The sequence below is a fragment of the Natronincola ferrireducens genome, assembly GCF_900100845.1.
In the GTDB taxonomy this organism is placed as follows: domain Bacteria; phylum Bacillota; class Clostridia; order Peptostreptococcales; family Natronincolaceae; genus Natronincola_B; species Natronincola_B ferrireducens.
The window spans coordinates 59149-78569 of record NZ_FNFP01000005.1 but is presented as its reverse complement, the minus strand read 5'-3'; the positions used below and the strand labels follow the sequence as shown (position 1 = coordinate 78569).

The window sequence follows — 19421 nt, the reverse complement described above, 5'->3', positions numbered from 1 at the left end:
AATTAATAATCAAACAAGGAGGATGCCTTATGAAAAAATCAATGAAGCTTATTTCGATTATGGTTTTATTTGTACTTATTTTAACAGCCTTTATTGGATGTGCAGGTCAAGAACAATCAGAGACATCTGTTGGATCTGGAGAAAATAAAATAACCGATGTCGTTGTTATCGGTTCTGGTGGTGCTGGTTTAGCTGCTGCTATTGAAGCTAAAGATGCTGGTAAAGAAGTTATTGTAGTTGAAAAAATGCCTATTATAGGTGGGAATACCCTGCGGGCTACTGGTGGTTTAAATGCCGCTGATACTTCAGTACAAGCTGCTTTAGGTATTGAAGATAGTGTAGAATCCCATTATGCAGATACAATGAAGGGTGGTTATGAAAAAAACAATCCTGAATTAGTAGAAGTATTAACAGAACAAGCAGCCGATGCTATTGAATGGTTAATCAATTTAGGTGCTGACTTAAATGACGTAGGAAGAATGGCGGGTGCTAGTCAAGACAGATCCCATCGACCTACTGGTGGAGCTGCTGTAGGTCCCCATCTTGTACAGGTTTTAAAGGAATCAGCTGAAGAAAGAGGTATTGAAATTTTAACTGAAACAACAGCCCTTGAAATTCTAGCTGAAGATGGAGTAATAACAGGAATTATTGCTAAAGATAAAAATAATGATGAATTTACTATTGAAGCTAAAGCAGTTATTGTAGCAACTGGAGGTTTTGGAGCTAACGCCACTATGGTTACAGAATACGACTCAGCTTTAGATGGTTTTGGTACAACAAATCATTCTGGAGCCACCGGTGATGGTATCACCATGTCTGTAGCTGTTGGAGCTGATCTTGTGGATATGGTTGAAATCCAAACCCATCCAACTGTAGTGCCAAGTAATGGTTATATGATTACTGAGGCAGTAAGGGGTAACGGTGCTATTTTAATCAATAGAGATGGACAGCGTTTTGTCAATGAACTAGAAACTAGAGACGTAGTATCAGAGGCTACGCTGGAGCAAACAGGACAAACTGCCTTCTTATTCTTTGACGAAGGGATAAAAGAAAGTTTAAGTGCAATTGAAGGTTATATTCGTCAAGGACTGACCACAGAAGCAGATAGTATTGAAGAATTAGCAGAAGCTTTAGATATGGATGCCGCTACTTTAATGGCTACTATTGAAGGTTATAATAGCTTTGTAGAAGATGGTGAAGATAGAGACTTCGGTAGAGGTGATATGCCAAGAGCCCTTAAAACATCAAAATTTTATGTTATAGAAGTAGGTCCAGCTGTTCACCATACAATGGGTGGATTAAAGATTGATACAAGAGGACAAGTGTTAAATAGTGATGGTAATGTAATTACTGGTTTATATGCTGCTGGAGAAGTAACTGGTGGTATTCATGGTGGAAACCGATTAGGAGGTAATGCCTTAACCGACTTAATCGTATTTGGTAGATTAGCAGGACAATCTGCAGGTACAGATTTATAATATATAATTAATCAAAGCCCAGTAGAGATTCGTCTTGCTGGGCTTTGTCTTACTTAAAATTAATTCCAAAGGTTTAAAATCTAATTTAATTAACGAAAAACACAAGTAAGCATAAAGGTTACCTTGTGTTTTTTATGTTTTTCGTATTTAATATAACAAAAAATTAACTTAAAATTAATTTTTTTAAGAATTAACTTGACAGCATTCGACAATAAAAGTAAAATGAATCTATTATCTAAAATTTGAAACAACTTGCAAAGGGAGGACTTGATATGGAGGGTTTGTTAGCACTGACAGTTGTATGTATTATTTTTGCAGTAGGAGATTATATTTCTATTAAAACAAAGGCAATTTGTTCTATGATGTTTGTATCGTCATTGATATTATTAATAGGGTTTTGGATAGGTTTACCAACTACCATCTTTAATGATTCAGCACTTTTAAGTATTGGCGTTATTTTAATTGGCTTTCTTATTACCCATATGGGGACATTAATGAACCTAGAACAGCTAAAGAAACAATGGAAAACAGTTTTAATTGCTACTGTAGCAGTAATTTCCATTGGTGGCTTTATATTTTTAGTGGGAACACCTATTTTAGGTAGAGAGTATGCTATAGCAGCAGCACCTCCAATTTCTGGTGGTGTGGTGGCAGCCATCATTATGGGGGAAGCAGCAGAAGCCCAAGGACTTGAAATGCTAGTTGTATTTACCGCATTATTGGTGGTTGTGCAGGGCTTCTTTGGATATCCAGTGGCATCCATCATGCTCAGCAAAGAGGCAAAAAAGCTTTGTGGGCTATTTAGAGAAAAAAAGTTGCCTTCACAGGTTGAATCTAAAGTAGCTGAAGAAACAGCAGCAGCTGATGTTGGAGTAAAATTTAAATATAAAATTTTCCCCCCACTGCCTCAAAAGTATGAGACAACCTTTATTTATCTGGCAAAATTAGGTATTGTAGCATTTTTAAGCTTTCAAATAGCAGGACTTCTAAATGATGTTGTGCATAGGTTTGTAGTATGCCTTATTATGGGTATTATAGGAAGAGAGATAGGCTTCTTAGAAGAAAACATTATGGTAAAGGCCAATGCCTTTGGTATGGCTATGGTGGCATTGATGTCAGTTATTTTTGCTAATCTAGTTAATGCTACACCTGATATGGTAGTTTCTTTATTAATACCATTAGTAGTTAGTTTAACCTTAGGACTTATTGCTATTATTTTATCTACTACTCTTTTCAGTAAGGTTATAGGCTATAGTAAAGAAATGGCTATAGCTATAGGCGTATCCGCTTTATTTGGTTTTCCAGGAACCTTTATTATATCTAATGAAGTTGCAAATGCAGTGGGTGAAACTAAGGAGGAAAAACAGGCTATATTAGATGAAATCCTCCCTAAAATGCTTGTAGCAGGATTTATTACTGTAACCATTGCATCGGTAGTGCTGGCAGGGTTTATGGTAAAAATGATGTAAAATTGATAAAGATAAATAGGAGGACAAAAAATGAAAAAAATATTGTTTAAAGGAGCTACCCTAATAGATGGCAATGGTGGTAATCCTATAGAAAACACAGCTATGTTAGTGGAAGATAAAATCATTAAACAGATTGGTACAATTGAAGAAGTTCAAGTAAGCCAGGATGTAGAAGTCATAGAACTAAATGGAAGGGTAATTATGCCTGGACTTATCAATGCTCATGTGCATATTATGATGGAACCAGTTGGAGACCCTTTTGCCTTAATGACTACAGAATCAGAAACTAAATCCATCCTTAGGGCAGTAAAAAATCTACAAAAACATTTACGATCTGGGGTCACTTATTTTAGAGATCTAGGAGGGATAAATTATATTGATCTTGAACTTAAAAAGGCTGTAGATGAAGGTTTTATTGAAGGACCAAGCTTTCTTGCTGCTGGTAAAATGATCACCATGACAGGAGGTCATGGCTGGCAAATAGGTCGTGAATGTGATGGTGTTCCAGAGGTAATAAAGGCCACTAGAGAACAGCTAAAGGCTGGGGTGGATGTAATAAAAATCATGGCAACAGGTGGGGTTATGACAGCAGGGGTTGAACCAGGCTCTCCCCAATTGTCATTAGAGGAGATAAGGGCTGCAGTAGAAGAAGCCAATAAAGCAGGTAGAAGAACTGCTACCCATGCTCAAGGAACCACTGGAATAAAAAATGCTATTTTAGCTGGAATAAATTCTGTAGAGCACGGTATATTTTTAGATGATGAAACTATTCAACTTATGGTGGAAAAAAATGTATACTTAGTACCTACCTTAGCTGCACCCCATTGTATTGTTGAGGCAGGTGTAGAAAAGGGAGTGCCTCTGCAGGCAGTAGAAAAGTCAAAAAAAATTATAACTACCCATTTTGAAAGTTTCAATAAAGCACGAAAAGCTGGAGTAAAGATAGCCATGGGTACCGATGCAGGAACTCCCTTCAACCTCCATGATAACAGTGCATTAGAGCTTAAACTTATGATGGATGCTGGCATGACAGCTATGGAAGCTATTATAGCTTCCACAAAAACAGCCGCAGAGCTTCTAGGAATAGATGCTACCCACGGAACATTAGAGACAGGAAAAACTGCAGACTTTATTGTATTACCTGAAAATCCATTGGAAAATATAGAAGCTTTATACAACATAGAAACAGTCTATAAGAATGGAAAAGCGATAAAAGTAAAATAGAAGAAATAGTATTTGTAAGCTTATCCATAATTACAAAAGACCTAAACATTAGATTACAACTGATGTTTAGGTCTTTTTTCTATGGACTGAGCTCGTTATTGACTCCCCTATGAACCAACTGCTATTTTAAAGAAAATATGTCCATCTTTTCTATTCTATCAAAGGCTTCCTTTAATTTTTCAACCCCTACCGTAACTGCAATTCGTATATATCCTTCACCACAATTTCCAAAAGCATTTCCTGGAAGCACCAGTATATGAGCTTCTTCTAATAGTCTGTCTACCACTTCTTTGGAGGTCAATCCCGTTCCTTTAATATTAATAAACATATAGAGACTTCCTCTAGGAGGCAGCACTGACATATTGGGTATTTTGCTAATTCTTTCATAGGCATAGTAAATTCGATTTTTATACTCCTCAATCATTGGTGGCTGTACCTTATCTCTAAGTTTTAATCCATGAAATGCTGCCCTTTGGGAAATAGAAGGAGCCGTAAATACATTGTTTTCATTTACATCCTTCATGGTTTCAATAATGAAGGAGGGGGCCAGCACATAACCTATACGCCATCCGGTCATGGCATAATCCTTAGAAAAACTGCCTATCGTAATGGTTCTTTCCTTCATCTCTTTCAATATAGTTATGGGAATAAAGGGCTCTGCATAGCTAAAGGCTGTGTATATGTCATCAGCAATAATTAGAAGATCATGCTTTATAGCAATTTTCCCTATTTCCTCTAATGTTTTTTTGCTAAAACATGTGCCTGTTGGATTATTCGGTGTATTGATAATAATTGCCTTGGTTCTATTGGTAATTAACTTCTCCAATCTTTGGGATTCTACTTCAAAGCCTGCTTCTTCATAGGTTTCCAAAACAACAGGAACCCCCCTCGCCAAGCGAATCTGTTGGGGATATGGAGTAAAGTAAGGTTCATGGATAATGACCTCATCTCCATCATCTAGTATTGATTCTAATACCAACCACATGGCATGACAACCACTGGTGGTAACCATACACTCCTCTAAAGCTACCTCATATTGATATTGGGTTTTATAATACTTTAAAATTTCCTCCCTTAGCTCTAAGTCCCCTAAAAAATCTGTATAGTGGGTATGCCCATTTTTAGCATCCTTAAAAGCTGCTTCAATGATTCTTTCATCCGTTGTATAATCAGGATCTCCTAAACTAAAGTTAATCAAATCCTCATACTTTCTTGTTAAGTCTCCACTTTCCCCCATAGGGGTGGAGATATCGTTCCAATATCTTTTGGATATAAATTTATGTTTCATACTGACACCTACCTTTGGTTGTTATACTACAAATTTTTGTTAGATGGATTCCTAAGTCTTCCTTAATATAAGGAAAAGCTTTAGAAATCCACCCTGAAAATAACTTAAACTACACTCTAGTAAAAAAATTCCTTGTAAACTTAAATCCCATCTTATAATTTATAGAAGGATATTAGCCATAACCACAATAATTGGCAGAGCTATGACGGTTTTTTGAATAAAGATTAATAGTAAATGTTTGAAATTTACTGGAATATCAGAGGTAATCAATAGGGTTCCTACTTCTGTCATATAAACAATTTGTACTAAGGACAAAACCCCAATAACAAATTTTGTTTTGACGGAGGTTAAACCCGATGCTAAAATAGCAGGAATAAACATATCAGCAAAACCCACCACCGTAGCTGGTGCCGCTTCAAAGGCTTCAGGCACCCCCAATAAATGTAAATAGTAGCCAAATGGATAGGATACCCAAGTAAATATAGGTGTATAAGTGGCTATAATCAAGGCTAAAGTTCCCCATGCCATTACGATTGGTACTAAGCTGAAGATAATACCTAAAAAGATATCTGTACCACTTTTAAATTGATCCTGGATATCTCCTGCATTGTAGGCTTTCTGCACTGCCTTCTGAAGAGCCCATTGTCCTTTGCTGACACCTTCTGGCTCTGCTTCATCGATTTGCTTTCCTACTGCTGGATGGTAGGTATCGGGTAACGTACTTAGGGGTGGTATTCTACTCATGATTACAGCACTTAATACCCCAGCTACTACTATCGTTAAATAGAAGGGAACAAACATTGCATCTAAACCCAGCATAGCTGCAATTACTAAACAGAAGGGTAATGATACAGCTGAGAAGCAAGTAGCTATAGTAGCGGCTTCCCTACCAGTATAATACCCTGCATTGTATTGGGTTCTTGTAACAACTACTCCTACATTTACATTGCCAATCCATGAGGTAACAAGGTCTATAGCAGAACGTCCAGGTAATTTAAACAAAGGTTTTACAAATCCCCTTAGAACTGTTCCAGTATAGTCCATAATACCATAATTCATCAAAAATGGCATTAAATAAGATGCAGCAAAAAACCATACAATTAATGTAGACATTAGGAACATCATAGTTCCTCCAGTATCCCCAGAGTAAATAACTTCTGTTCCTGTTTCACTTAGAACAAGAATTGCAAATATAGCTCCTACAATCCTCCATATAAGATAAAATTTACTGGGGGTAAAATTATCCTCCAATAATTTATTGTTCATAATAAAAGCTGGCTTAAAAACAGTCCCTATAATAGACATAACAGCTGATATAGTGGTGATGATAACAACAGCGTAGCCTAAATAAGGATTAAGAACACCAACCAGCCATTCAGAAAGAATACCTACAGGTGTACTAATAGCCCCTTCATAAGGGATAGGAAATAAAAACATAATAATACCAAACAAGGATGGGATCAAAAACTTCATGATACTATTGCTATTCACTTCAACGGTTTTGATACTATTCTTCTTGTTAACAATATCTCCATTCATCATAATTTCTCCTTTTTATTTATTGATTCATCTCTTCTAGCTTTTGAATTGCCTCGAAAAACATTTCTTTGGTTACTTCATAGGGCATCCTTTGAGTATCCTCAGTATCTACTGCCTTTTCCAACACGGGATTTAGAAGCTCTACATCATTTTTTAAGTTTATATCCTTTAAGGCTGTAGGTAATTTTGTTGTTTTATAGAAATCCAGTAGTTTGTGAAGCTCCTCCTCTTGTCCATCCATCATCAGCATTACCAATACCCCATAGGCTACTACTTCTCCATGAAGATGATGTTTTTCAATCTCCTCCAACAACGTTAACCCATAAAACAGGGCATGGGCGCAGGCAGAAACGTATTCTTCTCCCACCAGCATTGATACAATGCCTGTAGTAATGATGTTGTTTAGGATAACCTCCTGCAGTTCAAAGGAGGTTTCTCCTTTTTCATTACTGGCTAAGGCTTTGGCACCATACTTCAACAAAGGTTCACTGCATAGGATGCTAAGCTCCTTCCCCATAGCAACACTATGGGATAACTCCTTACCTCTCGAGGTAATCTCTACCTCATAGTATTTTGACAGGGTATCTCCTATCCCAGCCCATAAATACTTTGTTGGGGCCTTTGCAATAATATTGGTACTGATTAAAATATGAACTGGTGGTGTTTTCAGTAAATATATGGAGTCATAGTCTCCCTTGTCTGTATAGATCACCGATAATGGTGTTGTAGCTGCACATGTAGCGGCAATGGTGGGAATTGTAATGATCGGTAGGTTTATTTTCTCTGCTACAGCTTTAGCAGTATCTAGTGCCTTACCTCCACCTACACCAATAATCAGTTCCGTTCCTTTAGCCTTTGCCTCTTGACTAATGATATCGATGTTTTTGTAGCTACATTCCCCTCCATACCACATAAAATCAAGAATGGATATGTCCTTGCTTTTTAGAGACTTTTCTATCTCATCTCCTGTAATTTCCAAGGCATTTTTCCCACCAATCACTAAAACCTTATCTCCATAAGCTTTGGCAATCCTTCCTATCTCCCTTATGGCATTATCCCCCACTGTATATTCAGGTAATTTCACTGTAATCATCTTTATCACATCTCCCTCTAGCTCTAATTTTTCTAATGTAGTATACAATTATATAGAGAATAATTATTCTGTTATATTGAATAATTATACGTTGTGTTTTATATTTTATACTCTTCTATTACAAATGTCAACAAAAAAACATCCTTACTCTTATCTATAGAGTAAGGATGTTTTAAATTAAACCTTAAAAATACTTATTTTGTTTTGTAACTCTTCTGCAATTACTTTCGTTGTTTCAGCTATTTCTGCAATTTCTTCTAATGTAGCTGTCTGTTCTTCGATGGAAGCCGAAACCTCCTCCGTAGAAGCAGAGGATTCCTGGGTAATTGCTGCAATATTTTTTATCGACATGGAAACATCATTACTATATTCATCGACTTTATGGACATTACTATTTACTAATTGTATTTGAGCTATAATCTTTTCTAGGGCTGTGGTTGTATCATCAAAGGCTTTTACTACTTCCTCGGCCGCTTGACCTGCATTGGTAACGGCAACTTTGGAATTCCCCATGTTTTTACTGGCTTTTTCAATTTCCTGTTGAATTTCTTTCGTAATTCCTTCAATATTTTGAGTAGATGAGGCTGTACCTTCTGCTAATTTTCTGACCTCCTCTGCCACTACAGCAAACCCCTTTCCTGCATCTCCAGCCCGAGCAGCTTCAATTGCTGCATTTAATGCTAAAAGATTGGTTTGTTCTGCTATAGCTTGAATTACATGAACAATTTGTCCTATGGAATTAGATTTTTCCGATAGGATCTCTATATTATCAGCTACCTTAGCAGTCACTTCATTGTTAATTCTAAAGTTTTGTTGGAGATCCTTCATTTTTGTGATGGATTTTTCATTAATTGTTTTCGTCATATCAATGGCTTGGTTCATAGCATTGGAACTTTCCAAGAGACCTTCTACCTTTTCCTTTAGGTTTTCAATTTTTGTAATACCTTCTCCAGCTTCTCCAGCCTGACTTGCTGCCCCACTGGCCAATTCTTCTATAGCTTTAGCCACTTCATCTATAGATATGGCTGTCTCCTGAGTATTATTTGCTAGCCCTTGGGCTCTTGTCATTAAATTTTCTGATTGTAGCTTTGTATTTTCAATAATCCCCCGAATGTTTTTGACAGCTTCATTTAAATAACCACCTAGCTCCCCAATTTCATCCTTGGATTTCGTATCAAAGCTTACACTCAAGTCTCCACTACCTATGGGCTTTACTTGATCCACCAGCCTTTTTAAAGGTAGTGTAATTTGTTTTCTTACTAAAAGAATAATAATAAACGTCGTTAAAATTAATATTATCAAAGCCCCTATAGCTATGTTTTTCCTTAATCCATCTACATGGTGGGCAAATTCTTTCGTAGGAATAGCTGTTACAACAATATGTTCTCCTTGCTTTTTATAACTTGCATATATTTCCCTTCCTTCATATTCATAGGTCATATTACCCTCCTGTGAAGATAAAATATGGTTAATTAAGTCACTGGCTGTAATATCTTCTCCTACTAACTGTTTCATTGGATGGGCAAGGACGATTCCCCTTTCATCCACCACATAGGCATACCCTTCTTGTCCTATCTGAATTTGTTCTATTTCGTGCTGTATATCCATAATACCCATTAATCTTTCCATAGATTTAGCATCAATACCTATTTGTACAATACCCTTTTCATCCTGTCTAGGGACACCGATATATTGAAAAAACTTTTTATCCGTTCCTCTAGATGTAGGCTCCTGTGCCAAAACAAAATTGTTGTCCTCAATCATTGGTAAAAATGATCGGGTCTGCTCACTGGTATGGAAATCAAATCCAAAAAAATCTGGTACGTTTCCATGGGTAATTAAACCATCACTATTAATCACATGAATTTCATCTATATCAAGGAGTTTAGCTAGGTTTTCCATATTTTCTGTTGTCAACACAGTAGGGTCTTTCTTTATTAAAGCTGCTATAGCATGGGTTAAAGCAATATTTTTGTTGTTAAATTCCTCTTGTGTAATTTCCATAGTCTCTAAGGTGTCTTCAATAATTTTAATAATATTATTAACTTCTCCCTCCATCTGTTCTGCCATCATATTGGTGGCTATATTTTTACCGTATATGTAGCTATACCCCCCTAGTATAGCTGTGGAGAAAAAAACAATGATTAATACAGAAATTAATATTTTTGTTGATAGTTTCATAAATGCCCTCCCTTAATAATTTTTTCATTAAATTTCTAATTATTACATATTTTCCATATTCTACATTTTTCATTAAATTCCTTCATTTTTCGACAAACCTTAATAGGACATATGTCCTAATTTTTTAGGGGATTAAGAAGAAGTTATGAAGCCTATTGTCCATGAACTTTTAAAGGATATTTATGTGAATATTATTGGGGGTACTATCCTTCCTATAGAACCTATGAACGTAGGGTTTATTTTTATAATCAATCTATGGATTATCTTGATCGTTGTTGGGTTTTGTTTTTCTTGTCCCCATGATATTCTAAAAATAGTATAAAAAAATATGGATTCTGTAACTTATTTTCTTTGTTATAGTCTATAGTATTGAATCATTTTTTACTGGCCAGTAAAGGGGAAGGGATAGATTTTATTGGATAAGGATTTCACATTGCTGTACCAAAAATATAAAGAACCTATTTTTTCCTATATTTATTACCTTTCATCTAATCCTACTGAAGCAGAGGAAATCTGTCAGGATGTGTTTTTGAAGGTCTATTTAAATATCGATAAATTTGAAGGTCGTTCCAGCTTTAAAACTTGGATTTATCGCATCGCTAAAAATACCTTTTTAGAATCTAAGAGGAAGGCAAAGAGGGAAATATTAATAGATGAGGTTCATCTATTTGAAAGCTCCTTAATAAATAGGGAAACTACTCCTGAAGTCAATCTCCTTAATAGAGAGGTTCATGAACGTATTAAGGAGACCTTCAAAAGAATGGAGGAAAAATATAAAGTCTATGTTATTTTAAGAGATATACAAAACTTATCCTATCAGGAAATCAGTGAAATCACCGACACCAAGTTAAATACAGTAAAGGTAAATATTTATCGGGGAAGAAATGAATTTCAGAAAATATATAGAGAATTGGAGGGACAATAGATGCCTTGCTCCTATAAAGATAAATTACAGGATTACTTGGAGGAAAAACTATCCTCAGAAGAAATGGCAAAAACAGAAGATCATATGGAGATATGTAATGATTGTCAGGAAGGTTTAGATAATTTGTTAAGTCAATCCCTCCTCCTGCAGAAGCAAACCCTGGAGGTGGAGGACGAAGTATTGGTGGAAAAAATCAAAGCCCATCGTAAGGGGATTCGTCGGATTTATGCCTACGGTACCTTAGGCTTTTTACTAGGTTTATTTTCCCTCAAATATACAACCGATAGCTTTATTGTCACTAAGGCCATCATGGCTTTACCCTATAAGGTGGCAGAATTTATGCTGGGGATCTTCTTCTCAGGAAATAAATTAAATCAATGGGATCCAATGTATCGTCATTTTCAAAGGGGAATGGGCTACTTTCCCCACAATCCTATCTTGGGTCTTATTGTAGAGTTGGTTACCCCAGCCTTGGTGGCTATGTTTCTTGCTATGGCGGTGGGCTATCTCACCAGTGATAAGAGGGTATTTCAGAGGAAAAGAATTGTTCGATTTATTCTTTCTGCTGCCCTCATCTTTGCCCTCTGGTTTGGTGCCATATATGGTTTCTATCATCATACCCTTACCAAGATAGAAAACCTAGAAGGTATTAAATCTGTAATCATCTATGAAAAGCAAGAATTCAGCAGCAGCTGGATAGTAAAAATTGACCAATACAACATCCATGAAGCAAGATATAATAATATTGTTATCGGTCTTTCTGAAGCCACCCCTTTAGATTCCTATCCTCCTATGGATCTTAAAGAAGGTCTAGAGCTATTGATTCAGTTCCAAGGTGGTGGGGAAGTAACAGCCCACGTGGATACAGACACTGGCGCTATGTATACGGGTGATCGACGTTTCCATCAATTGTCAGATGAGACATTATCACAGCTTATAGAAGTATCAGGAGGGATAAAATAATGAAGACAAAAATTGATAAAATTGTTGCTATATTCGGCAGTGGTCTATTGGGCTACTATCTAGGATTATCCATATTCGGTGGAGTTATTTGGAGACTACTCCAGTGGACCCTCCCACCTATTAATGACCGAAACCTGCCTAGGTTTTATACTGGAATGATGGGGGCTGTTATAGTGGCCTCATTAGGTTATTTAATTTATACGAAGTTTATTGAGAAATGCTCTCTAGAAAAATGCAAAAGACAATATGCTCTAGGAATAATAGCTTTATTATTATTACCTATAATAACGATGACGGGTTTTCGTCTTCAGGCAGTAAATTATGTAAGGAATGCTGAAGCAACCACACCTACTAGCCTTACCCTTCGGTTTGAGAATCCAAATGTAGGCTTTCTCATTACTCAAGATTCTAGCGGGGCTTCTGCCACTTCAAATGGTAAAAGTATAAGGCTTGAAAATGAAGAAGTCCTATTAGCGAAATTTGGAGGAGGCCTTCAAAAGTTAAAATTGGTAGAAGTAGTAGACCCATCACAGCATAGTTATGGAGAACATAAGGGTACCATGTGGATCAATTATAGACCTCAAGGAAAATGGTATTCTAAAATAATGAGTTGGTATGGAGATTATTTTGTAGAATCTACAGTAGGTCAACAATGGATTCTTTATAAAGGATTTGAACTTGAAGCAATGTTAAATGACTTAGATGCACAGCTGAAGGACTTAAACAATTATAATGCAGTGGAAGTCCTCCATACTAGTCTTATTGATGGAAAATCAAATCAAGTGGATGCTGTTCCTTTAGATAATTTGGACTTCCTTGTAAATAGCATCCAAGGGGATAATAAAATTACACCAGATAGTAATGTAATTTCCAGCTTTGAAGTAATACTAAAAGATAATCAATGGATTACTAAGGATGATGTAAGCTATTATGCCTTCTCCCTTAAAAGTCAGACCTCTAATACCGGCTCCTTTGAAACTGCCATATTCTTTGAAAATGTCATCCTATACGATGATGAACTGAAAATTGCTTGGTTTGAAGGTGATTACTATGGAGTAGATTTATCTCCTATTTTACCAGAAATAATATTTTAAAAGCTTTACATAATTATTTAATATAATATCAACAATAGAATTTAACAGAGCCTCTAAAAGAAGGATTTATAATTTTATTAAAGAAGTTTATATAGAAAAATATGCTAAGGAGGTTCACAAACAATGAATGATTTCAATAATAAACTTCAAAAATACGCTGAGGTAGCTTTAAAGGTAGGTCTTAATATACAACAAGGGCAAAACCTAGTTATCAATGCACCGATTCCTGCTACTGATTTCGTCAGGGTTGTGGCTAAAAAAGCCTACGAGCTAGGTGTTAAAAATGTTCATGTCGAATGGGCTGATGAGGAGATGACCTTGATTAAGCTGCTACATGCTCCCCAGGAGGCTCTAAAGGAATTTCCCATGTGGAAGGCGAAGGGCTACGAGGAAATGGCAAAGGAAGGAACTGCCTTCTTATCTATCTCCGCTGCTAACCCTGATCTATTAAAAGAGGCTCATCCAGATCGGGTAGCTACTATGAACAAAACCAGTGCCACAGCTATGGAAAATTTTAAAAGATATATACAAAATGCCAGTGTCAATTGGAATATTGTTTCTGTTCCAACAAAGGAATGGGCAAAAAAGGTGTTTCCCCATCATGATGAGAAAGAAAGTGTAGAAAAGTTATGGGAAAATATTTTTAAAGTTACTAGGATAGACCAACCTGATCCAGTAAAAGCATGGCAGGATCATCTACAACAATTAAAGATTCGCTTAGACTTGCTTAATAATAAGAAATTTAAAAAACTACATTTTAAAGCACCAGGTACTGATTTAACTATGGCACTTCCAGAGGGACATATATGGGTTGGTGGTGGCTTGAAAACAGAAAAGGGATTTGAATTTGTTCCTAATATGCCTACTGAAGAGGTTTTCTCTATGCCTTTGAAGGAAGGGGTGGATGGCGTTGTCAGTAGTACAAAGCCTTTGAATTATGGTGGTAATCTAATTGAAGACTTCACCTTAACCTTTAAAAAAGGACGCATCATCGACTTCACAGCTGAAAAGGGCTATGAAACCTTAAAAAAGCTTATTGAAACCGATGAGGGAGCCCACTACCTAGGGGAAGTTGCCCTAGTGCCCCACCGTTCCCCTGTTTCCGATACGGATGTTATATTTTTTAATACTTTATTTGATGAAAATGCCTCCAATCACTTTGCCCTTGGATCAGCCTATCCTATTTGTATAGAGGAGGGCACAAAAATGAGTAAGGATGAGTTGCAAAAAAACGGTGTAAATACCAGCTTAGTTCATGTTGACTTTATGATTGGTTCTGCTGAAATGGATATTGATGGTGAAACTCCTGATGGCAGGATGGAACCTATCTTTAGAAAAGGTAATTGGTACAATATTGAAGATTAATAGCGGTGGCATTGCCACCGCTATCTTTCTAACATCTAGATGGGTTATTCCATAACCTCACCATTATCTATAACGATTTGTCCTTCAAACACATATGCATTGTTCATTTTGGTTACTTTCTTAAAAAAACTTAGGGGTACGAAGGTTCTTCCCTCTACAACCACTGGTGCAGCTCCTAAATGAATAGGGGCTGTTTTCATGTAAGTATAATAATCCTCCCCTACAGTTAAAGATATGGTTTTATCAAGTGTGATGGTTTTCTGTTGGCTGTTCCAATTTATATGAAATCCTAAAGCTTCAGCAATTGCACGAAGTGGCACCATAACAATACCTTCTTCATTTGTATAGGCTGCTGGGGCTTCTATTTTGTTGTTATTAACAATAATATCCATAGAAGAAACATCATTTATTGTGAATCCTGCTTTCTCCTCTATTTCTTCATAGATTGGATGAACAGCCTTTTCAAATAATACAATGATTTTAGTTGGAGTTGTTTGGGCTGGAATGCTTCTTGTAGAAGCACCATAAAATACTATCAACTTTCTGTTTGCTAAGCTTCCTTCAAATACTGTTCCATCTTCCAAAAGAATTGTCGTGTCCTCAGAGATATTTAATTTTAATAGGTTATCCCTACTAACAAAATCTTCATTAAATATATCCACCTTTACAAATTCATTTTCATTTTCTATAACCACAACCTCAGCATTGTATTGGGGCGGATAAATCATCAGCATTGGAGCATTGGCATCATAATATCCAGTAATTATAGATCCTACTTCTATGCCAGTATTATTTACAATGTAGGTATCTTGGGATACGATGATATTTGCTATTTGTCCTTCTTCATTTTCTACTAAAACAAATTGCCAATCCGCCATCCTTTGATGGTCTGTTATTTCCTTAACTTTTCCTGTAAAAGAGCCGAAATGCAATTTTTCTATTTCCTGTACTTTAGTACTTATGGGGATTACTTCATTCATTCCAGGAATTTCCTTAATAGATGTAACCCCTTCTAAGGCAATTGCTGAAGGTGTAGCTACTGAAAGTGATAAAATAGTCATAGATAAAAATCCTGCCAGTATGTTTTTAGATTTCATCATATTTTCTCTCCTTTTAAATTTATTTTTCATTTTATTAGACGGGAAAATCTTGGAAAAGTTCCTTACATTTATTAACTATTATATATAAACCTTTAACAAATAACAAATTGTAATGTTAAACTTTTCTATTTGATTGAAATTTTAAAAATTTTAATCAAACTTTTTACAAACTTAATTCGTCTTATATATAGATTCTGCTTTAACAGAATTTGGGAACCCAATTCATTATCAAAATTAGAAGTAACATAAGATACGTATCAGAAAAGGAGTCTTCAATAGCTATGAAAAGATATAAAAAGTATTCATTGGTAGAGGATTACTTATTAGAAAATCAAGCCTCCCTCTATAGACTAGCCTATAGTTATGTAAGAAATAAGGACGATGCGTTAGATATTCTTCAGGAAAGCTTATATAAATCATTGAATTCTATAAACACATTACATAATCCTCGTGACATAAAGCCTTGGCTTTATCGAATTATAATTAATACTGCTTTAGATTTTCTAAGAAAAAATAAAAAGTTAAGTTTAGTTGATGAGGGGGTATTAGAGCTTCATTGTAATCCTCAAGAGGACACCTACAAAAATTTTGATCTACAGGAGGCATTAGACCATTTATCTCCAACCTATAAAACCATCATTATTTTAAGATTTTTTGAGGATTTAACGCTAGAAGATATAGCAAACATACTGGATGAAAATATCAATACCATCAAAACAAGATTGTATACTGCTTTGAAAAAGCTTCGTGTAGAAATGGAGGATTCATATTATGAAGGATAACGATAAAAAAGCTATTGATTTCTTAAAAACAAATTATGAAAACACAGTTATACCAAATGAACTGGATTTTCTCACAAAAAAAATTATTAAGGAGAGTAGAAAAAAAATGAAAAACAACAATAAAATCACTAAAGCTTTGGTAGGGACAGCAGCAGCAGGTGTGCTATTTATCGGAAGTATTAATTTCGTTCCTTTTACTGCCAATGCTATGTCAGAAATCCCTATTGTAGGTGTTATCGTAAAAACCCTTACATTTAGAAATATAGATACTGATGATAAGCAAGGTAATTATGATGTAAATATACAAGCCCCTCTCCTAGACGGTCTAGCTAATAAAGATTTAGAAAATATTTTAAATGAAAAATATTTGGAGGAAAGTAGAGGGCTATATGAAAGCTTTATAGAAGAGGTAGATGATATCGAAGCTCTTGGAGGGGGTAGCCTAGGTGTTCACGCTGGATATGAAATAAAAACCGATACTGATTCTATACTTTCCATTGGCCGCTATATTGTCAATACCGTTGGTTCTTCTTCCACAACCTTTCAATATGACACCATCGATAAAAAGAACCAACTATTAATTACTTTACCTAGTTTATTTAAGGATAGTGGCTATATAGAAGTTATTAGTGCAAATATTATAGAACAAATGAAGGAAGATATGGAAAAAAATCCTGACAAAGTTTATTGGATTGGGGATAACGACCTATCAGTTTTTGAAAAAATAGATGGAAACCAAAGCTTTTATATCAACAAAGATAATAAGCTAGTTATTTCCTTTGATAAATATGAAGTAGCACCTGGTTATATGGGGGTGGTGGAATTTGAAATTCCTACAGAAGTCCTTGGTGATGTGCTAGTAAGCCATGAGTATGTAAGATAATTTTTACACAAGCTTATCCCATAAAAATAGCGGTGGCATTTCCACCGCTATTTTATGGCTTTATTGAGGTCAATACATACCATTTCCCCATGCTTTTGTTCTTCTTTTTCAATGGGATTTAATACTTGTCTGATATTTTAAATATGTTAAATTGAAGGGATAAGCTTTTTAAAAGCCGTAGGGAGAGGATAATCCTTTAATTGCTGTCTATTTACCCACTGTATTGAAGGATAATCAATCTCCTTCTCCTCTATTAAGTCCATTCTATAAAGCTGCATTCTCCATTTTATATGGGTAAAGACATGATTTTTTTCAAAAATATAGCTGATATTATCTGCCTTGAGCCCGTAGGTTTCCTCTAACTCAAGCTTTATACTTTTTCCCCCCTCTAGATTTTCTTCCTTTTCTACAGTCGGTAATCCCCATAAATCCCCCAACAATCCTTCTGGTGGTCGTTTCATAATTAATATCTTTTCTCCTTTATAAAGGAGAGCCATCTCCATAACAATTTCCTTAGGCTTAGGTTTTTTTTGTTTCAAGGGAAGTTCCTTCTGTAGACCTAGCTCCCTAGCCCTACATAGTTGAAACAGGGGACAGATTAAACACTTGGGAGAAGTTGGCGTACATATAAGGGCCCCCAACTCCATTAATCCTTGATTAAAGTAGGAGGGATTTTTTCGAGATACAACCTTTTCCCCAACCTCCTCCATGACTTTCTTGGTTGTATTTAGGGTGATATCTTCCTTTATATAAAACACCCTTGAAAAAACCCGCATTACATTACCATCTACAGCTGGAACTGCTTGATGAAAAGCAATACTTGCTACTGCCCCTGCTGTATAGGGACCGATTCCGGGTAGTTTTCTAATTTCATCATAGGTTTGGGGCATTTGGCCTTCATATTTTTCTATTAGGATTTTAGCTGTTTGATGGATACGTTTTGCCCTACTATAGTAGCCTAATCCTTCCCATGCCTTTAAAACCACTTCCTCTTCAGCTGATGCCAAATCCTTGATGGTAGGAAATTTTTCAACAAATCTATTGTAATAATCTATAACTGTGTCTACTCTTGTCTGCTGTAGCATGATTTCAGAAATCCATATATAGTAGGGATTAGTGGTGGTCCTCCAGGGAAGTTTTCTATGATTTTTTTCGTACCAATCGATTAGTTGCTCCTGTAAAGCCTTCACCTTTGTTGGGTTTAAAACTTCAGCTATTTCATATGTTGTCTTTTTCATTGATGTCTCCTTCTTATCCCACAAAATTAGGTCATAGAACCATTATCTTGACATTGATCTTCTATAAATTTGGTATTTGCCAGTTTATTTCTTCACTACCTATTTCCTTTAAAAAACTATTGGTTTTAGAAAAGGGCTTGCTTCCAAAAAAACCTCTATTGGCGGAAAAGGGGCTGGGATGGGGGGCCTTGATAATATAGTGCTGGGGCGAAGTAATAAGGTTTTCTTTTTCTTGGGCATTTTTGCCCCACAAAATAAATACGATAGGCTTTTCCCTATCATTTAATAATCCAATCACCCTGTCGGTAAAAAGTTCCCATCCAATTCCCTTATGGGAATTAGGTTCTCCCTGTCTAACTGTCAAAACAGTGTTTAGCATCAATACCCCCTGTTTTGCCCATTCCACCAAATAACCGTTATTAGGAATAGTATGTCCTAAATCCTTTTGAAGTTCTTTAAATATATTTTGTAAGGATGGGGGTTGCTTTACCCCTGGTTTTACAGAAAAACTTAATCCATGGGCCTGCCCTGGTCCGTGATAAGGGTCCTGTCCCAGGATGACTACCCTTACCTCTTTATAGGGTGTTAAGTGTAGGGCATTATAAATATCATATTTATCTGGATAAATGGTTTTAGTGGTATATTCCTTGATTAAAAAATCCCTTAGTTTTAAATAATAATCTTTTCCAAACTCCTCCTCCAACAATGGAGCCCAATCGTTTTTTAATATTGTCATTGATAAACCCTCCCTGCTACTGATTTTCTACTTAAAATTATAACACATTTGTAATATTATCAT

The 19421-nt window shown here is 35.8% G+C and carries 17 protein-coding genes; 10 read left to right on the top strand and 7 right to left on the bottom strand.

What is annotated here, in order from left to right; translation table 11 throughout:
- Window positions 1-29 precede the first annotated feature (29 nt).
- The 3 genes from BLS22_RS11035 to BLS22_RS11025 all read left to right on the top strand — a co-directional run bounded on the left by BLS22_RS11035 (window position 30) and on the right by BLS22_RS11025 (window position 4171).
- Window positions 30-1478: a flavocytochrome c gene (locus BLS22_RS11035; RefSeq protein WP_090553817.1), complete on the top strand. Its 1449-nt coding sequence runs from the start codon at window positions 30-32 to the stop codon at window positions 1476-1478.
- Between the two features lie 272 nt (window positions 1479-1750).
- On the top strand, window positions 1751-2947 hold the full coding sequence (locus BLS22_RS11030) for a hypothetical protein (RefSeq protein WP_090553816.1): 1197 nt from the start codon (window positions 1751-1753) through the stop codon (window positions 2945-2947).
- A 30-nt stretch (window positions 2948-2977) separates the two neighbouring features.
- Entirely contained in the window at window positions 2978-4171 is a 1194-nt protein-coding gene (locus BLS22_RS11025) for a metal-dependent hydrolase family protein (RefSeq protein ID WP_090553815.1), read from the top strand.
- A gap of 121 nt (window positions 4172-4292) precedes the next feature.
- Here BLS22_RS11025 and BLS22_RS11020 read toward each other — a convergent pair whose 3' ends face one another.
- The 4 genes from BLS22_RS11020 to BLS22_RS11005 form a co-directional block, all read right to left on the bottom strand.
- The gene (locus BLS22_RS11020) at window positions 4293-5459 is read right to left on the bottom strand and encodes a pyridoxal phosphate-dependent aminotransferase (protein WP_090553814.1); all 1167 of its coding nucleotides are present in this window, start codon (window positions 5457-5459) and stop codon (window positions 4293-4295) included.
- A gap of 159 nt (window positions 5460-5618) precedes the next feature.
- Window positions 5619-6998, bottom strand: coding sequence for a YjiH family protein (locus tag BLS22_RS11015; protein ID WP_090553813.1), 1380 nt, complete (start codon window positions 6996-6998; stop codon window positions 5619-5621).
- A gap of 19 nt (window positions 6999-7017) precedes the next feature.
- Window positions 7018-8091 (bottom strand): iron-containing alcohol dehydrogenase family protein, encoded by a 1074-nt coding sequence (locus BLS22_RS11010; protein ID WP_090553812.1) that lies wholly within the window; start codon window positions 8089-8091, stop codon window positions 7018-7020.
- A 177-nt stretch (window positions 8092-8268) separates the two neighbouring features.
- On the bottom strand, window positions 8269-10272 hold the full coding sequence (locus BLS22_RS11005; RefSeq protein WP_090553811.1) for a methyl-accepting chemotaxis protein: 2004 nt from the start codon (window positions 10270-10272) through the stop codon (window positions 8269-8271).
- 145 nt (window positions 10273-10417) lie between these two features.
- On the opposite strand from BLS22_RS11005, the gene BLS22_RS15155 reads away from it, so the two are divergent.
- From BLS22_RS15155 to BLS22_RS10985, 5 genes are all read left to right on the top strand, one after another.
- Window positions 10418-10594: a hypothetical protein gene (locus BLS22_RS15155; protein WP_176762147.1), complete on the top strand. Its 177-nt coding sequence runs from the start codon at window positions 10418-10420 to the stop codon at window positions 10592-10594.
- Window positions 10595-10687: 93 nt separating this feature from the next.
- Window positions 10688-11197: a sigma-70 family RNA polymerase sigma factor gene (locus BLS22_RS11000; protein ID WP_090553810.1), complete on the top strand. Its 510-nt coding sequence runs from the start codon at window positions 10688-10690 to the stop codon at window positions 11195-11197.
- Window positions 11198-12160 (top strand): zf-HC2 domain-containing protein, encoded by a 963-nt coding sequence (locus BLS22_RS10995; protein ID WP_090553809.1) that lies wholly within the window; start codon window positions 11198-11200, stop codon window positions 12158-12160.
- Entirely contained in the window at window positions 12160-13254 is a 1095-nt protein-coding gene (locus tag BLS22_RS10990; RefSeq protein WP_090553808.1) for a hypothetical protein, read from the top strand. Before BLS22_RS10995 ends, BLS22_RS10990 begins: the two co-directional genes overlap by 1 nt.
- A gap of 123 nt (window positions 13255-13377) precedes the next feature.
- Window positions 13378-14619, top strand: a complete 1242-nt coding sequence (locus BLS22_RS10985) for an aminopeptidase (RefSeq protein ID WP_090553807.1) — start codon at window positions 13378-13380, stop codon at window positions 14617-14619.
- 44 nt (window positions 14620-14663) lie between these two features.
- Here BLS22_RS10985 and BLS22_RS10980 read toward each other — a convergent pair whose 3' ends face one another.
- Window positions 14664-15719, bottom strand: coding sequence for a copper amine oxidase N-terminal domain-containing protein (locus BLS22_RS10980; RefSeq protein WP_244269530.1), 1056 nt, complete (start codon window positions 15717-15719; stop codon window positions 14664-14666).
- A gap of 281 nt (window positions 15720-16000) precedes the next feature.
- On the opposite strand from BLS22_RS10980, the gene BLS22_RS10975 reads away from it, so the two are divergent.
- On the top strand, window positions 16001-16501 hold the full coding sequence (locus BLS22_RS10975) for an RNA polymerase sigma factor (RefSeq protein ID WP_090553806.1): 501 nt from the start codon (window positions 16001-16003) through the stop codon (window positions 16499-16501).
- Window positions 16491-17384 (top strand): anti-sigma-V factor RsiV, encoded by an 894-nt coding sequence (locus BLS22_RS10970; protein WP_090553805.1) that lies wholly within the window; start codon window positions 16491-16493, stop codon window positions 17382-17384. Before BLS22_RS10975 ends, BLS22_RS10970 begins: the two co-directional genes overlap by 11 nt.
- Window positions 17385-17530: 146 nt before the next feature.
- Here BLS22_RS10970 and mutY read toward each other — a convergent pair whose 3' ends face one another.
- Together mutY and BLS22_RS10960 are read right to left on the bottom strand one after the other, a co-directional pair.
- A complete protein-coding gene (gene mutY / locus BLS22_RS10965) occupies window positions 17531-18622 on the bottom strand; it encodes an A/G-specific adenine glycosylase (RefSeq protein ID WP_090553804.1) in 1092 nt (363 codons plus the stop codon).
- A 61-nt stretch (window positions 18623-18683) separates the two neighbouring features.
- Entirely contained in the window at window positions 18684-19358 is a 675-nt protein-coding gene (locus tag BLS22_RS10960; protein ID WP_090553803.1) for a uracil-DNA glycosylase, read from the bottom strand.
- Window positions 19359-19421: the final 63 nt, after the last annotated feature.

What these genes read in the sequence shown, in the direction of transcription:
- BLS22_RS11035 (WP_090553817.1), top strand. Translation starts at nt 30, where the DNA reads ATGAAAAAATCAATGAAGCTTATTTCGATTATGGTTTTATTTGTACTT.
- BLS22_RS11030 (WP_090553816.1), top strand. Translation starts at nt 1,751, where the DNA reads ATGGAGGGTTTGTTAGCACTGACAGTTGTATGTATTATTTTTGCAGTA.
- BLS22_RS11025 (WP_090553815.1), top strand. Translation starts at nt 2,978, where the DNA reads ATGAAAAAAATATTGTTTAAAGGAGCTACCCTAATAGATGGCAATGGT.
- BLS22_RS11020 (WP_090553814.1), bottom strand. Translation starts at nt 5,459, where the DNA reads ATGAAACATAAATTTATATCCAAAAGATATTGGAACGATATCTCCACC.
- BLS22_RS11015 (WP_090553813.1), bottom strand. Translation starts at nt 6,998, where the DNA reads ATGAATGGAGATATTGTTAACAAGAAGAATAGTATCAAAACCGTTGAA.
- BLS22_RS11010 (WP_090553812.1), bottom strand. Translation starts at nt 8,091, where the DNA reads ATGATTACAGTGAAATTACCTGAATATACAGTGGGGGATAATGCCATA.
- BLS22_RS11005 (WP_090553811.1), bottom strand. Translation starts at nt 10,272, where the DNA reads ATGAAACTATCAACAAAAATATTAATTTCTGTATTAATCATTGTTTTT.
- BLS22_RS15155 (WP_176762147.1), top strand. Translation starts at nt 10,418, where the DNA reads ATGAAGCCTATTGTCCATGAACTTTTAAAGGATATTTATGTGAATATT.
- BLS22_RS10995 (WP_090553809.1), top strand. Translation starts at nt 11,198, where the DNA reads ATGCCTTGCTCCTATAAAGATAAATTACAGGATTACTTGGAGGAAAAA.
- BLS22_RS10990 (WP_090553808.1), top strand. Translation starts at nt 12,160, where the DNA reads ATGAAGACAAAAATTGATAAAATTGTTGCTATATTCGGCAGTGGTCTA.
- BLS22_RS10985 (WP_090553807.1), top strand. Translation starts at nt 13,378, where the DNA reads ATGAATGATTTCAATAATAAACTTCAAAAATACGCTGAGGTAGCTTTA.
- BLS22_RS10980 (WP_244269530.1), bottom strand. Translation starts at nt 15,719, where the DNA reads ATGATGAAATCTAAAAACATACTGGCAGGATTTTTATCTATGACTATT.
- BLS22_RS10975 (WP_090553806.1), top strand. Translation starts at nt 16,001, where the DNA reads ATGAAAAGATATAAAAAGTATTCATTGGTAGAGGATTACTTATTAGAA.
- BLS22_RS10970 (WP_090553805.1), top strand. Translation starts at nt 16,491, where the DNA reads ATGAAGGATAACGATAAAAAAGCTATTGATTTCTTAAAAACAAATTAT.
- mutY (WP_090553804.1), bottom strand. Translation starts at nt 18,622, where the DNA reads ATGAAAAAGACAACATATGAAATAGCTGAAGTTTTAAACCCAACAAAG.
- BLS22_RS10960 (WP_090553803.1), bottom strand. Translation starts at nt 19,358, where the DNA reads ATGACAATATTAAAAAACGATTGGGCTCCATTGTTGGAGGAGGAGTTT.